General features: G+C 68.7%; 16 protein-coding genes. 7 read left to right on the forward strand and 9 right to left on the reverse strand.

Annotated features, from left to right (window positions below):
- The first annotated feature begins 66 nt into the window (after window positions 1–66).
- Window positions 67–1,173, forward strand: coding sequence for a molybdopterin-dependent oxidoreductase (locus tag HPO96_RS21850; protein WP_171675376.1), 1,107 nt, complete (start codon window positions 67–69; stop codon window positions 1,171–1,173).
- Window positions 1,170–1,586, forward strand: coding sequence for a hypothetical protein (locus HPO96_RS21855; RefSeq protein WP_171675377.1), 417 nt, complete (start codon window positions 1,170–1,172; stop codon window positions 1,584–1,586). Before HPO96_RS21850 ends, HPO96_RS21855 begins: the two co-directional genes overlap by 4 nt.
- Here HPO96_RS21855 and HPO96_RS21860 read toward each other — a convergent pair.
- Window positions 1,529–2,353 carry a beta-keto acid cleavage family enzyme gene (locus tag HPO96_RS21860; RefSeq protein ID WP_171675378.1) on the reverse strand — a complete coding sequence of 275 codons (825 nt, stop codon included), beginning with the start codon at window positions 2,351–2,353 and terminating at the stop codon, window positions 1,529–1,531. The two genes, HPO96_RS21855 and HPO96_RS21860, sit on opposite strands and share 58 nt — an antisense overlap.
- Before the next feature lie 95 nt (window positions 2,354–2,448).
- On the opposite strand from HPO96_RS21860, the gene dtd reads away from it, so the two are divergent.
- The gene (gene dtd, locus HPO96_RS21865; protein ID WP_171675379.1) at window positions 2,449–2,874 is read left to right on the forward strand and encodes a D-aminoacyl-tRNA deacylase; all 426 of its coding nucleotides are present in this window, start codon (window positions 2,449–2,451) and stop codon (window positions 2,872–2,874) included.
- The gene (locus HPO96_RS21870; RefSeq protein WP_171675380.1) at window positions 2,874–3,764 is read left to right on the forward strand and encodes a GIY-YIG nuclease family protein; all 891 of its coding nucleotides are present in this window, start codon (window positions 2,874–2,876) and stop codon (window positions 3,762–3,764) included. Before dtd ends, HPO96_RS21870 begins: the two co-directional genes overlap by 1 nt.
- A gap of 86 nt (window positions 3,765–3,850) precedes the next feature.
- Here HPO96_RS21870 and HPO96_RS21875 read toward each other — a convergent pair whose 3' ends face one another.
- The 7 genes from HPO96_RS21875 to arfB form a co-directional block, all read right to left on the reverse strand.
- On the reverse strand, window positions 3,851–5,077 hold the full coding sequence (locus tag HPO96_RS21875) for a choice-of-anchor P family protein (RefSeq protein WP_171675381.1): 1,227 nt from the start codon (window positions 5,075–5,077) through the stop codon (window positions 3,851–3,853).
- 301 nt (window positions 5,078–5,378) lie between these two features.
- Window positions 5,379–5,675: a DUF1416 domain-containing protein gene (locus HPO96_RS21880; RefSeq protein WP_171675382.1), complete on the reverse strand. Its 297-nt coding sequence runs from the start codon at window positions 5,673–5,675 to the stop codon at window positions 5,379–5,381.
- A 1-nt stretch (window position 5,676) separates the two neighbouring features.
- Window positions 5,677–6,525: a sulfurtransferase gene (locus HPO96_RS21885; protein ID WP_171675384.1), complete on the reverse strand. Its 849-nt coding sequence runs from the start codon at window positions 6,523–6,525 to the stop codon at window positions 5,677–5,679.
- 12 nt (window positions 6,526–6,537) lie between these two features.
- Window positions 6,538–6,990 carry a DUF4395 domain-containing protein gene (locus tag HPO96_RS21890; protein WP_171675386.1) on the reverse strand — a complete coding sequence of 151 codons (453 nt, stop codon included), beginning with the start codon at window positions 6,988–6,990 and terminating at the stop codon, window positions 6,538–6,540.
- A gap of 276 nt (window positions 6,991–7,266) precedes the next feature.
- Window positions 7,267–8,154, reverse strand: a complete 888-nt coding sequence (locus tag HPO96_RS21895) for an RDD family protein (protein ID WP_171675388.1) — start codon at window positions 8,152–8,154, stop codon at window positions 7,267–7,269.
- A 62-nt stretch (window positions 8,155–8,216) separates the two neighbouring features.
- Entirely contained in the window at window positions 8,217–8,642 is a 426-nt protein-coding gene (locus HPO96_RS21900; protein WP_337796754.1) for a thioredoxin family protein, read from the reverse strand.
- Window positions 8,643–8,704: 62 nt separating this feature from the next.
- On the reverse strand, window positions 8,705–9,130 hold the full coding sequence (gene arfB / locus HPO96_RS21905) for an alternative ribosome rescue aminoacyl-tRNA hydrolase ArfB (RefSeq protein ID WP_171675390.1): 426 nt from the start codon (window positions 9,128–9,130) through the stop codon (window positions 8,705–8,707).
- A 48-nt stretch (window positions 9,131–9,178) separates the two neighbouring features.
- On the opposite strand from arfB, the gene HPO96_RS21910 reads away from it, so the two are divergent.
- From HPO96_RS21910 to HPO96_RS21920, 3 genes are read left to right on the forward strand one after another with little or no spacing between them, the layout of a single operon-like run.
- Window positions 9,179–9,859, forward strand: a complete 681-nt coding sequence (locus tag HPO96_RS21910; protein WP_337796755.1) for a hypothetical protein — start codon at window positions 9,179–9,181, stop codon at window positions 9,857–9,859.
- Window positions 9,856–10,422, forward strand: a complete 567-nt coding sequence (locus HPO96_RS21915; protein WP_171675392.1) for a hypothetical protein — start codon at window positions 9,856–9,858, stop codon at window positions 10,420–10,422. The genes HPO96_RS21910 and HPO96_RS21915 overlap by 4 nt, the downstream gene beginning before the upstream one ends.
- Window positions 10,419–11,039, forward strand: a complete 621-nt coding sequence (locus HPO96_RS21920; protein ID WP_171675394.1) for a hypothetical protein — start codon at window positions 10,419–10,421, stop codon at window positions 11,037–11,039. The genes HPO96_RS21915 and HPO96_RS21920 overlap by 4 nt, the downstream gene beginning before the upstream one ends.
- On the opposite strand, the gene HPO96_RS21925 is transcribed toward HPO96_RS21920, so the two are convergent.
- Window positions 11,002–12,372, reverse strand: a complete 1,371-nt coding sequence (locus HPO96_RS21925; RefSeq protein WP_238355417.1) for a hypothetical protein — start codon at window positions 12,370–12,372, stop codon at window positions 11,002–11,004. The two genes, HPO96_RS21920 and HPO96_RS21925, sit on opposite strands and share 38 nt — an antisense overlap.
- Window positions 12,373–12,375 lie beyond the last annotated feature (3 nt).

The following is a 12,375-nucleotide window of genomic DNA, read 5'->3' on the forward strand; positions in this document are numbered from 1 at the left end:
ATCCCGTTCGCGAGCAGTAAGCGTTCGCCGCCCCGCAACCGGCCCGATCTGGGTTGTAGTGGAAACATGAAGCTTCCGGCGCCGCCGACGGCGCAGTCGTTCCGGTCGCCGCTGCACCATCCGCGCGTCGCGACCGTGCTGGGCCGCTGGCTCGGCGTCGCCGTGCTGGTCTGCTTCCTGACCGGCCTGTTCAGCCATTTCCAGCAGGAATCCCCCGCCTGGCTGCACATCCCGACCCGGCCGGCCTCGCTCTACCGGGTCACCCAGGGTCTGCACGTGTTGAGCGGAACAGTCGCCGTACCGTTGCTGCTGGCAAAGCTCTGGACGGTTTACCCCAAGCTGTTCGAGAAACCGACGCTGAAGACGCTGCTGGAGCGCCTGTCGATCCTGGTGCTGGTCTCAGCCCTCGCACTGGAGCTGTTCATCGGCTACCTGAACACCCTGCAGTGGTACCCCTGGCCGTTCCCGTTCAAGCAGACGCACTACGCACTCGGCTGGATCATCGTCGGCGCGCTCCTCGTCCACATCGCCGTCAAGATCCCGGTCATCCAGTGGCGTAAGGAGCCTTTGCCGCCGGCAACGACTGACCTGACCCGCCGCGGCCTGTTCCGCACGGTCGCCGGCGCGGCAACTCTGGTCGGCATCACCAGCGTCGGCCAGTCCGCACCGCCGCTCGGCCCACTGGCCGTCCTGGCGCCCCGCAAGCCGGACGTCGGCCCGCAAGGGCTCCCCGTGAACCGGACGGCCCGCGACGCCGGGATCGACCCGCTGACGGCGTCCTGGCGCTTCACCGTCGTGGGCCCACAGCAACTGTCGTACACCCTCGATCAGCTGCGCCAGCTCCCCCAGAACCACTCCAAGCTGCCGATCGCCTGTGTCGAGGGGTGGAGCCAGGGCGCCCACTGGGAGGGGATCCGAATCCGCGACCTGCTGCACCTGTGCGGCGCACCGGCGTCGTCGCGGGTGCGAGTGGTCTCGATGGAGAAGGGCGGTTTCTACGCCACCAGCGAGCTCCCACCCCAGTTCGCCGCCGATCCGCTCACCCTGCTTGCCCTTCGCCTCAACGGCAGCGAACTCGCCCTCGACCACGGCTTCCCGGCCCGCATCATCGCACCGAACCGCCCCGGTGTCCTGCAAACCAAGTGGGTCCACCGCCTGGAGGTCCTGGCATGAGAGCCCGCATCATGCTGGGCGCCACCGGCGTCGGCCTCGGCCTGTGGGGCCTCTGGCTCCTCCTCAGCGTCCTGGAACCTCGCGCCCTCTTCCACCTGCCCCTGTGGCTGGGCGGAGCCGTCGTCGCCGACGACGCCCTCCTCGTCCCGCTCATCATCGTTCTCAGTGTCGTGGTGACCCATCACATCGTGCGCACAACACTTCTGTACGTTGGAATCACCACACTGCTCGCGATTCCGCTGCTTCTCCGCCAGGGGAAGGGGGCCAACCCGACCATCCTCCCGCGCGACTACCTGCGGGACTGGCTGTTGCTAGAAGCAATCATCATCGCGACCGGCGCGGCCGTGTTCCTGTTTCAGCGCTTCACGTTCAACAGATCGCGCGCCTCGTCCGACGACATCGGCGGCCGCTGAGCCAGCGTCGCCAGGGCGGCCGCGCGCTCGACCAGCTCGGCGTTGTGGTTGACCGGCTCACCCTTCGCCAGCGTCAGCGTGTCCTCCATACCGACCCGGAGGTGGCCGCCCTTCGACAACGCGGCCAGCGCGACGGTGAGCGACGTCCGCCCGATCCCGGTCGCTGACCAGGACGTGACGGCGGCGGGCAGCGCGTTGAGCGCGGCGACCAGCGCGTCCGTCGTCCCGGGCATTCCGCCGGGGACGCCCATCACCAGGTCGCAGTGCACGCGGCCGCCGTACGGCACGCCGAACTTGTCGAGCAGGCGCCCGAGCGCCGCCACGTGCCCGAGGTCGAACAGCTCGAACTCGGGGACGATCTCGCGCTCCTGGGTGAGCTGGTAGAGCTCGGTGACGAACGGCCACGGGTTCATGAACACGTCGTCACCGAAGTTGACCGTGCCCATCGTCAGCGAGCAGGAGTCAGGCGCGGCGTCCAGGACGCGGAGCCGATGCTCGAACGGGTCGGTGACCGCGCCGCCGGTGGAGAGCTGGACGATCAGGCCCGAGTTCGCCCGGACGGCGGCGACCGTCTCGGTCAGCCGGCCGAGGTCGAGGGTCGGCCGGTGCTCGCCGTCCCGGATGTGGATGTGGATCATCGCGGCCCCGGCCGCCTCGCAGCGCTTCGCCGTCTCGACCAGCTCGTCGAGGGTCGTCGGCAGCGCCGGGCAGTCCGCCTTCGCGGTCTCGGCGCCGGTGGGGGCAACGGTGATCAGGGTCGAGGCCATGCGTCAGATCTTGCCAGAACACCGCCGAAACCGGGAGATTCAGCGGCCGAACAGGCGACTGGCGAGATATTTTCCGGCACGGCAGGATTGTTCCCATGAGAGCAGTCGTACAGCGGGTCAGCAGCGCATCGGTCACGGTCGAGGGCGCGATGGTCGGCGCGATCGACGGGCCGGGGCTACTGATCCTGCTCGGCGTCACCCATGACGACACCCCCGCAACAGCGCAGGCCCTGGCCGCGAAGATCTGGACGCTACGCATCCTCGACGGCGAGCGATCGGCCGCCGACGAGCAGGCGCCGATCCTCGCGATCAGCCAGTTCACCTTGTACGCCGACACCCGCAAGGGCCGCCGCCCGTCCTGGAGCGCGGCCGCCCCCGGTCCGGTCTCCGAACCGCTGTACGACGCCTTCTGCACAGCCCTGGAGGGGCTGGGCGCCAAGGTCGAGCGCGGCCGCTTCGGCGCCCACATGGAGGTCGCGCTGGTCAACGACGGCCCGGTCACGCTGATCCTCGACGCCTGATGGAGCCGGCTCGTCTGGTCGCCCGGCGCTTGCCGCAGGAGCCCGGCGTCTATCGCTTCCGGGACGAGAACGGCCGGGTCCTCTACATCGGCCGCGCGGTGAACCTGCGCCGCCGCGTGTTGTCGTACTGGACGCATCTGGGCGACCGGCCCCGCCTACGCCGCATGGTGACCCGGATCGCCCGCGTCGAGAGCGTCTGGTGCGACTCCGAGCACGAAGCCGCCTGGCTCGAACGCAACCTGCTCGAACACTCCAAACCGCGCTGGAACCGAGTCAGGGGCGGCGCGGAGGTGGTCGGCTACATCCGCTTCGATCCCGCCGGCCCCCGCTTCACCCACACAGTTACGCCGACCGCTCCGCACTTCGGCCCGTATCTCGGCGGCCTCCGCGTCCGGCAGGCGATCTCGGCTCTGCAACGGGTGATCCCCTTGCACTACACCGCCGACACCGGCGGCTCATTGCGTGAGTTCGCCCGGCTGTTCGGCGTCAGCCCGGACGATCGCGTGGCGCTGACCGAAGCGGCGTACGCCGTCCTCGAACGCGAGCCGGCCGCCGTGACCGCCGTCCGGGCCGAGCTGGTCCGGCGCCGGGACGCCGCGTCGACGGCGCTCCGGTTCGAGTTCGCGGCCAAACTGCAGGAGGAGCTGGCCGCGTTCGAGTGGATCATGGCCGAGCAGAAAGTCGCCCAGATGGTTGCCGATGACATCGATGTGTACGGCTGGGCCAACGGCGTCCTGGTCGGCTTCACCCTGCGCGGCGGGCGAGTCCGGACCTGGACCCAACAGGCGATGACCGAACGGACCGCCCACGACCGGGTCGCGGCCACGCCGGCGTCCTGGCAGTTGTTTGCCCAGCGCAACGCCGAGCTCGCCGCGCGCTTGCTGGCATGACGAAACCGGCCCCGGATCCTGTGCGGATCCGGGGCCGGTGATTCTGAGACGGTGAGGTTCGACTCAGACGGTGACTGTCAGCTTGTTCAGCCGACGACGCCGGCGGCCGAGTGACCGACGACAACCTTGGTGTTCAGGCTGTAGACGTCGATGACCAGGGCGTTCACGGCGATGTAGCGCTGCTGCTTGACGACCTGGTTGAAGGTCAGCTTGGCGATACCGGGGATGTCCAGCGTGGCGTTCTGACCGGTCTTGACCGGGTAGACCTTGTTGCCGACCTTGATCGACGCGATGCTCGAGGTCGAGCTGACGCCGAACTTGCCGTCCTTGGTCTTCCACGCCTTGGCCTCGGAGTTCACCGCGCCGATGGCCAGGTTGCCGACCTTGACACCCGCGACGTGCGAGGTGAAGTGGACGGCGGCCTTGTCCTTGCTCTGGAAGCCGTTCTTGGTGGTGTACGCGGCGCCGACGTAGGCGACCTTCGGGATCACGACCTCGCCGACCGACGCGCGGATGGTCTTGCCCTCGGTGCCCTTGCAGGTGGCCTGGTACGACGTCGGGCCGGAGACGACCAGCTTGTCGACGTTGGCCTTGGTGACGTAGGCGTCGCCGATGACGAGGCCGACGGCCGGCTTGGCGATCTCGGCGCGGGTCTTGAGGACCGCGACGTCGACACCCTCCGGGATGTACTTGTTCTTCACGTTCGCGTGGACGACGACGCCCTGCGCGTACGAGTAGATACCGCTCTCGGTCTTCACGCCGCCGACGCGGTTCAGCACGATGTAGCCCAGGCCCGGGACGGCGACCTTGGTGTTGTGGGCCGGCTTCAGCAGCGACGGCACCGAGACGGCGCCGATCTTCACGCCCGCGTAGGTCGTGTTACCGGTGTAGGACAGCTTGCCGTTCTTGTACACCGCGGTGGTGGTGGTCTTCACACCGGTCAGGTGCAGCAGGTTGCCGATCTTGACGTCGACCGCGGTCGCGGTGCTGGTGACGCCGTTGCCGTCCTTGTTGTTGAACGCGTGAGTGTTCGTCCGCACGGTCTTGGCGATCGCGTGGTTGTTGACGTTGGCCGTCGCGACGTCGTTCGTGTCGGCAGCCGACGAGTTCGTGGTGCAGCTGATCGTGCTCAGCGTCTGCGGGCCGCTGTTCACGACGCCACCCGTGGCCTCGACAGCGATGCCGTAGCCGTTGTAACCGAAGACCGGGCTGGCCGATGCCGAGCCCGAGGTCAGCGCGATCGTAGAAGCAACGCCGACGACCGCCGCTACACCGACGGCGGCGAGCTTCTTGTATCCGATGCGGGGTCCCATGACCCCTCCTCCCTGAGTGATGACATGGCCCGTAGCGCGGGCCAGGACACAGACACAACTCAGGCGGTCGCGGTAGGTAACGAGCCGACCTCGCTCCGAGACCAAACCGTTACCTGCGGACTCGCCGGCTGAGATTCCTCCGGGTCACCCGTAACTTCGCGGTGATGGGTCGAAAACCCTTGCCCGACAGGGGTTCCGGCATGCCGAAGGGCCCGGACGCGCAAGGTCCGGGCCCTTCGGAAACTACTTCAGGGTGGGCCGCCGTCCGGCGACGGCGGCACCATCAGTAACGAGCGAAACCTCAGACGGTAACGGCCACTTCCGCGACGGCGCCGTACTGCGCCACCACCTGGCGGTCGACCGGGTCGGCCTTCGGGGCCAGCGTGCGCAGCGTCCACTCGCCGGGCTTGGCGAAGAACCGGAAGTGCCCGGTCGCGGACGTCGGCACCTCGGCGGTGAACTCACCCGAGGCGTCGAGCAGCCGCACGTACGCGCCGCCGACCGGCTCCTCGCCGCGCAGCACCTGGCCCTGGATCACGGCCTCCTTGTCGATGTCGACCCCCTTGAGGTCGAGACCGCCCTGCTTCGCGCCGCACATCTCAGGCCTGCCCGGGTTCGTCGCCGAGGGCAACCGGCACGCCGACCAGCGAGCCCCACTCGGTCCAGGAACCGTCGTAGTTCTTGACGTTCTCCTGGCCGAGCAGCTCGTGCAGCACGAACCAGGTGTGCGCCGAGCGCTCGCCGATCCGGCAGTACGCGATGGTGTCCTTGCCGAAATCGACCCCGGCGTCGGCGTACAGGGCCTTCAGCTCCTCGTCGGAGCGGAAGGTGCCGTCGTCGTTGGCCGCCTTGCTCCACGGGATGCTGGCCGCGGTCGGGATGTGCCCCGCACGCTGGGCCTGCTCCTGCGGCAGGTGGGCCGGGGCGAGCAGCCGGCCGGCGTACTCGTCGGGGCTGCGCACGTCGACCAGGTTCTTGACGCCGATGGCCTCCTCGACCTCACCGCGGAACGCGCGGATGTTCAGGTCCGGCTCCTTGGCGACGTACTCGGTGGCCTCGCGCTTGACGACATCGTCGGTCAGCTCGCGGCTGTCCAGCTCCCAGCGCTTGCGGCCGCCGTCGAGCAGGCGGACGTCGCCGTGCCCGTACAGCTTGAAGTACCAGAAGGCGTACGCGGCGAACCAGTTGTTGTTACCGCCGTACAGCACGACAGTGTCGTCGTTCTTGACGCCGCGGGCCGACAGCAGCTCCTGGAACTGCTGCTGGTTCACGAAGTCGCGACGGACCGGGTCCTGCAGGTCGTCCTTCCAGTCCAGCTTGATCGCACCGGCGATGTGGCCGGCGTCGTACGCCGAAACGTCCTCGTCGACCTCGATCAGGACGACGTTGGCGTCGCTCTTGTGCTCTTCGACCCAGTCGGCCGAGACAAGCGCGGATTCCCTGCTCATGTGTGCTGCCTCTCAGTTGGTAGCGGTACTTGGCGTACGAATGCGTTGGATCAACAAATAGGCCTCGCAGCCGAGGCAGAGCCCCACGGCCGCGTTCACGAACGCGGCGACCAGGGCGAATCCGGTGGCGACCACTCCGAGCACGATCGCGCCGCTGAAGTAGCCGATCAGGCCGGCGATCGCGAACAGCAGACCGACCAGCTGCGCGAACCGCGGCGGCGTCGCGTCCTCCAGCTCGCTGGGCGGGCCCAGCCGCGGCCGGACGACGCGTTTGAAGAGCTGGCCGTACGGCGACGCCTGGACGCCGAAGGCGACACCGATCGCGAACACCAGCGTCTGCACCGCCAGGATCCACGGATTGCCGAGGATCAGGGTCAGCGCCAGCAGGACTGCGGTCACCCCAGCTGCGAACCGCAGTCCACGAGGGTCGACCTGTTGGGCTTTCTGCGCCGTCTGTTCGGACATGCCGACTCCGTCGGAAGGAGTGGTTCGAGCCGGACCCGCCCGGGTGTGCGGGGAGACGACGTACGCGACACCGGGCTCAGATTCCGGTCTCGCAGCGCTCGGGACGCCGCCTGGTCAGCGGCCGCGACACAGTGACGAGCGCATGCGGCAGTTGTCCACCGCGCGGCGCTTGGTCAGCAAAGTCGTGTACTCCACGCCTCCGAGAGTACGGAAACCGTGGAGAGGGGTGGCCAGTTGTCCCATTTACTGAGACAACTGATCACATCCTGGAACCGGTCAGGTGCGGACGACCTGGGTGCCGGGCCACTTGTCGTGCAGCGCCTGCTTCTTGTCGTCCCACAGCGGCCAGAACCAGTCGAGCAGGATGATGATGAAGACGAGCTGGCCGAGGAGCGGGATGGCACTGACCACGTTCACGCCGAGGTAGAAGCCGACCCGCTTGGCCGCCACGGCAGGCGGCAGATACCCGCGGCTGCCCCGCTGTCGGACGGCGATACTCAGCAGCATCTTGCCCGGGGTCGCGCCCGCCTTGGTCAGGAAGAAGTACTGATACGCGAACTGGACCGCGAGACTGATCAGGCTGGCCGGAATGATCCATTTGTACGCCTCGGCCGGCAGCGTTGTCGGCGCGACCGGATTCCCGCCGCGCGCCGCCTCTTCGAAGAGCGGGCGATAGAAGTCCATCGCCCATTGCAGGAACTTCCAGACGAAGTAGCCGGAGAAGACCAAGGCGATCAGCCCGGACAGGATGCTGTCGATGATGTATGCGAAGACGCGGCGCCACCAGCCGGACAGCGGCTGCCCGTCGGGTGTCACGACGCGGTTCGGGTTCTGGCCGGGGGCGCCGTAGCCCACAGCCGCCTGCTGCGGGTAGGGCTGGTAGCCGCCCTGGAAACCCTGCCCCTGGCCGTACTGCTGGCCGTGCTGCTGCTGGCCCTGCTGAGGTTGGCCGTAGGGCTGTTGGGGCTGGCCGAACGGCTGCTGGGCCTGCTGGCCCGCGCCGCCGAAGACCTGGCCGTGCTGGACCGACTGGCCGTCCTGCGGGCGCTCCGGCGCCGGCTGGCCGTACTTCGGCCGGCGCCGATCGGTCCAGGCGTTGCCGTCCCAGTACCGCTGCTGGGACTGGTTCTCGGGGTCGTCGTACCAACCGGCTTGAAAGCTCACGCGCACAGCATCGCCCATCGGCTGGGCCGATCGCTATCCGCCTGCAGACTGATATGTAGGCGTTAGGACGGCTGGTGGTCGATCGCGATGGCCAGAGCGGCGATCACGTCCGGTTTACGCGGTGCGCCGCTGGCCCGTTTGACGACCGCTCCGGTGCTGTCGAGCACCAGGGTCGTCGGCGTCCGGAGGATGTCGAGGCGACGGACGAGCTCCAGGTGCGCCTCGGCGTCCAGCTCGATATGACGGACGCCGTCCACCATGCCCTCGACCTCGGCCAGCGTGCGGCGGGTGGCGCGGCAGGGGGCGCAGAAGGCAGATGAGAACTGCAGCAGCGTGGCCCGCTCGCCGAGCTCAGCGCCCAGGTCGGCCGCGGAGACTGTGTCCACCTGTGCCTTCCCTCGAAAACGGCCGTCGTACCAGGCTTTGAGCATGCTGAGCAGCACTCCGGCCACGAGCGCGCCGGCCAGCACCCACAGACCTAGGCTCACAACAAACCAGAGTACGTCGGTGGTTTTTCCGCACCAGCCGCCGTTTCACCCTTCGGACACGCCTAGTCATCAGGGCGGCCGCGGAGCCGTTTGGTCTCACCACGGCGCTTCTTGTCGTCCAGGCGCCGGCGTACCGCGCCTTTGCTCGGCTTCGTCGGGCGCCGGGGCCGCGGCGGCGCTGCGATCGCCTCCTTGAGCACTGCGACCAGGCGCTCCTTGGCCGCCTCCCGGTTCCGCCACTGCGACTTGTACTCCGATGCGGCGATCGTGAGCACACCGTCGACCAGCCGGGTCTCGAGCCGCTCCAGCGCCCGGGACTTGAGCACCGCGGACAGCGCCGTCGTACCGGCGACGTCGAAACTCAGCTCGACGCGGCTGTCAGTGGTGTTCACCGACTGTCCGCCCGGGCCGCTGGACCGGGAGAACCGCCAACTCAGCTCCGCGTCGGGTACCACCACCCCCGGCCGCACGATCAGCCCGTTGTCCATGACACCTATTGTGCTGGTTGGCCCCTTCGGCTCGTTACGCTTCTCCCCGTGCAGGAGACGGGGACGCCAGGGCGGCCGGAGCAGGAGCGCGGATATCTTCCGGTACCGGCGGAACAGGAGCGCGAAGAGCTTCCGGGACTGGCAGATCTCCAGGTCCGCGGCCGTCCGGTCAAAATCTGGGCGATCGGCGCCGGCGCGGTGGTCCTCGCGATCTCCGCGGCGTTCGGCGGGCTCAACAAGGCCGAGGCGGAGAATCCCCCGCTGGCGGCCGGTACCGCGGTGAACGCGGGCCAGTTCGAGGTGACGGTCCAGCGGGTCGTCACTGTGACCGATCTCAAGCCCCTGTTCACGCCGGAGCCGGGTGGCGCACTGATCGCGGTCGTGACCAAACTCAAGGTGACCGACGACACCGGGGCCACCCCGCCGTCGGACCTGATCCGGCTGATCGGCGTACCAGGCCTCGAGGACGACGCCCGGCCGGTCGGGACCGCCACCCTGGACGACAACACGCAGAGCCCGGTGCTGACGCCGGATGCCGCCGAGGACGTCGCGTACGTGTTCAAACTACCCAAGCTGAGCGAACTGCCGACCGAGGCGAAGGTGACCGTGCAGGGCTACGAGCACTACGACGAGTCGCTGCTCGACCACCACGAGAAATGGCTGCCGGCCGACATCGTGGCCGAGGGCACGATCAAGGTCACCGACAAGACGAAGCCGAGTAAGTCATGACGAGCCGCAAGGTGCTGAACGGCGTCCTGACGCTCGCTGTTCTGATCGCGATCGTCGGCCTCTACCGGCTGACGCCGACGCAGAAGGACATCCAGGACCCGACCCCGGTGAACGGCGTCGTCGGCCGTGCGGTCGAGACGCCGCGCTTCACGCTCACCGTGGACGGCGTCCGCGTCGGCAAGAAGCTGCGGATCCCGCGCAGCAGCCCCGACCGGGAGAGCCGGACGAACTTCGTGCTGATCGACGCCACCGTGACCGCGCTGCGGGAGCCGATGTACCTGAAGCGGGTGCGGGTGCTGACCGCGGACGGCGTCGCGTACCTCGGCGCCAACCGCACCGGGCTGGACCAGACCGCGCTGTCCGGCGCCGAACTCGCGCCCGGGATCCCGGTCCGCGGCTCGTTCGTGGTCGAGCTACCGGCCGACAAGTTGCCAGGAGCAACCTTGCAGGTGATGGAGAAGTCCGGGTTCAACGAGCTCGAGCCGGAGGCGACCGTCCCGCTCGACGTCGAGACGCCCGAGGTGCAGGACGTCGTCCAGCTGACCACTGCGAGCGCCTCGTGAGCGGCGCGCGCCGGGCCCGGCGCAAGGCCGGCTGGCTCCAGAAGAACACCGCGGCCCTGGCCTCGCTGGCGCTCACGATCCCGCTGGCCGGCTGGTGGACCACCCGGAGCGACTACAAGTCCTGGTACGACTCCGAGCCGCGCGACGCGATCACGGTCGCCGACGGCGGGACGGAGTACCTGGGCGCGACGTGGTTCGCTGCGAGTGTGGAGAAGGATCCGCAGCAGCTGAAATCGTCGTTCAGCAAGCCGAAGGCGCTGCCGCCGGACACGACCCGGATCCGGGTCTACTACCGCCAGCAGGTCGCGGACGTGGCCAGCCTGGAGGGGCTCGGCGGCTGCCGGCTGCACCTGCGCGCGCCGGACGGCAGGGTCTGGGACCAGCTGACCGTCGGCGGCGAAGCCTTCGAGGACCGGCCGAACGGCTGCACGGGCGGCTACGACGAGAAGCCGTCGTCCTTCCGGGGCGCGAACGCGGAGCACTACCTGAAGCCGCAGGCCGGGAAGCCCTACGAGACGGTCGCGATCTTCGTCGTCCCGACCTCGGTCGCCGACAGCGTGCAGCCGACGATCACCTGGGCTACGAAAGTTCCCGAGTACCTGGCATTCCCGAGGTAGCGGCGGACAGGTCGGCCACGCCGCCCTGCTCGTCGGCGTCCTGCTCGCGGACGGCTCGGGTACCGCGGTTCAGGTAGCCGGCCACGCCGCCGATCATCCGGTCGTACGCCGCGGCCAGCAGCGCGACCTGCAGCATGATCTTCAGGCCGTCGGTGATCAGGTTCAGCGGCTCGTCGACGACCAGCCAGAACTGCAGGCTGTGCGGGCCGAGCACCCACAGCTTCAGGACCATCCAGACCGCGCTGGCCGCGAACGTCACGACGGCCCAGGCCAGGAAGTAGCCGAGCATCGGGCGGAGACCGGAGCGAATCACCAGCCGGAACGCGTCCGCGATCGGTGACCAGCGATCCTTCCAGTCCGCGACGACGGTGTTGCCGGCCGCCTGGACGATCCGCGGCGTGCGCTGCCAGCGGTTGGTGATCCGGTCGAAGCGCCAGCGCGGCTCGGTGTCCGCCTTGCTGACCGCGCGGCCGTAGATCACTGCGGTCATCGTGATCCAGACCAGCGGCAGCACGGCCGCGCTCCAGAGGTCGCCGATACCGGATGCGAGGAAGCCGGCGACGGCGTCCCAGATCTCGCGGATCTGGCTGGCGCCGAACAGGTGGTCGAGCACCCAGAGATAGGCGTCGTGCAGCCACACCCACAGCTGCCGCTCCTGGATCCACTCCTTCGGCGACGGGATGTACGACGTGGCCTGGTAGGCGACGACGAAGATCCACAGGGCCTCGAGGTAGGTGACGAACAGCTTGCGGACCGGACCCTCGGTCTCACCACGCCACTTCTTGAACGCGAAGCGGAGCAGGTAGGCGGTGACGCCGAGGCCGATGAAGAGCCAGGTCGACAGCGCGGCCAGCCCTTCGGCGGGCACCGGGACCGAGCCGCCGCCGAGCGCCGTGGCAGCCGCGTCGTTCACCTTCTGGACGGCCAGCTTGTACTCGTACTCGAGCGCTTCGTTCTGCAGGAACTTGTACGCCGCGTAGAACGCGAGGAACGGCAGCAGCGCGGCCGCCAGCGCGTCGACCGGGCGGCTCTCCTTACCGGGCTCCACGCCGTCCGGCGCGAGCACGCCCTCGGCGACCGCGCGACGGTGGAAGGGCAGCTCGCCGCGGAGGACCAGGAACATGGCGACGTACATCGCCAGCGAGACCACGACCAGCAGCGCGAGCACCGCGATACCGGCGGCCTCGACCTTCGCACCGGCCTGGACCGCAACCCACTGCAGCCCGCGGTGCGCCAGCTGGGCGATCAGAAACACCGCCAGCAGCCTCGGCCACGCCTTACCGAACAGAACTCCAGCGCGGCCCACCGTGGTGAGCAACGACCCCGACTCCATCGC

This window comes from Kribbella sandramycini (assembly GCF_013131805.1).
Lineage (GTDB): Bacteria > Actinomycetota > Actinomycetes > Propionibacteriales > Kribbellaceae > Kribbella > Kribbella sandramycini.

Bases quoted from the DNA above. Each gene is read 5' to 3' on its own strand.
- HPO96_RS21885 (WP_171675384.1), bottom strand. From the start codon at position 6,525: ATGAGCAGGGAATCCGCGCTTGTCTCGGCCGACTGGGTCGAAGAGCAC.
- HPO96_RS21860 (WP_171675378.1), bottom strand. From the start codon at position 2,353: ATGGCCTCGACCCTGATCACCGTTGCCCCCACCGGCGCCGAGACCGCG.
- HPO96_RS21875 (WP_171675381.1), bottom strand. From the start codon at position 5,077: ATGGGACCCCGCATCGGATACAAGAAGCTCGCCGCCGTCGGTGTAGCG.
- HPO96_RS21880 (WP_171675382.1), bottom strand. From the start codon at position 5,675: ATGTGCGGCGCGAAGCAGGGCGGTCTCGACCTCAAGGGGGTCGACATC.
- HPO96_RS21850 (WP_171675376.1), top strand. From the start codon at position 67: ATGAAGCTTCCGGCGCCGCCGACGGCGCAGTCGTTCCGGTCGCCGCTG.
- HPO96_RS21915 (WP_171675392.1), top strand. From the start codon at position 9,856: ATGACGAGCCGCAAGGTGCTGAACGGCGTCCTGACGCTCGCTGTTCTG.
- HPO96_RS21855 (WP_171675377.1), top strand. From the start codon at position 1,170: ATGAGAGCCCGCATCATGCTGGGCGCCACCGGCGTCGGCCTCGGCCTG.
- arfB (WP_171675390.1), bottom strand. From the start codon at position 9,130: ATGGACAACGGGCTGATCGTGCGGCCGGGGGTGGTGGTACCCGACGCG.
- HPO96_RS21925 (WP_238355417.1), bottom strand. From the start codon at position 12,372: ATGGAGTCGGGGTCGTTGCTCACCACGGTGGGCCGCGCTGGAGTTCTG.
- HPO96_RS21890 (WP_171675386.1), bottom strand. From the start codon at position 6,990: ATGTCCGAACAGACGGCGCAGAAAGCCCAACAGGTCGACCCTCGTGGA.
- HPO96_RS21870 (WP_171675380.1), top strand. From the start codon at position 2,874: ATGGAGCCGGCTCGTCTGGTCGCCCGGCGCTTGCCGCAGGAGCCCGGC.
- dtd (WP_171675379.1), top strand. From the start codon at position 2,449: ATGAGAGCAGTCGTACAGCGGGTCAGCAGCGCATCGGTCACGGTCGAG.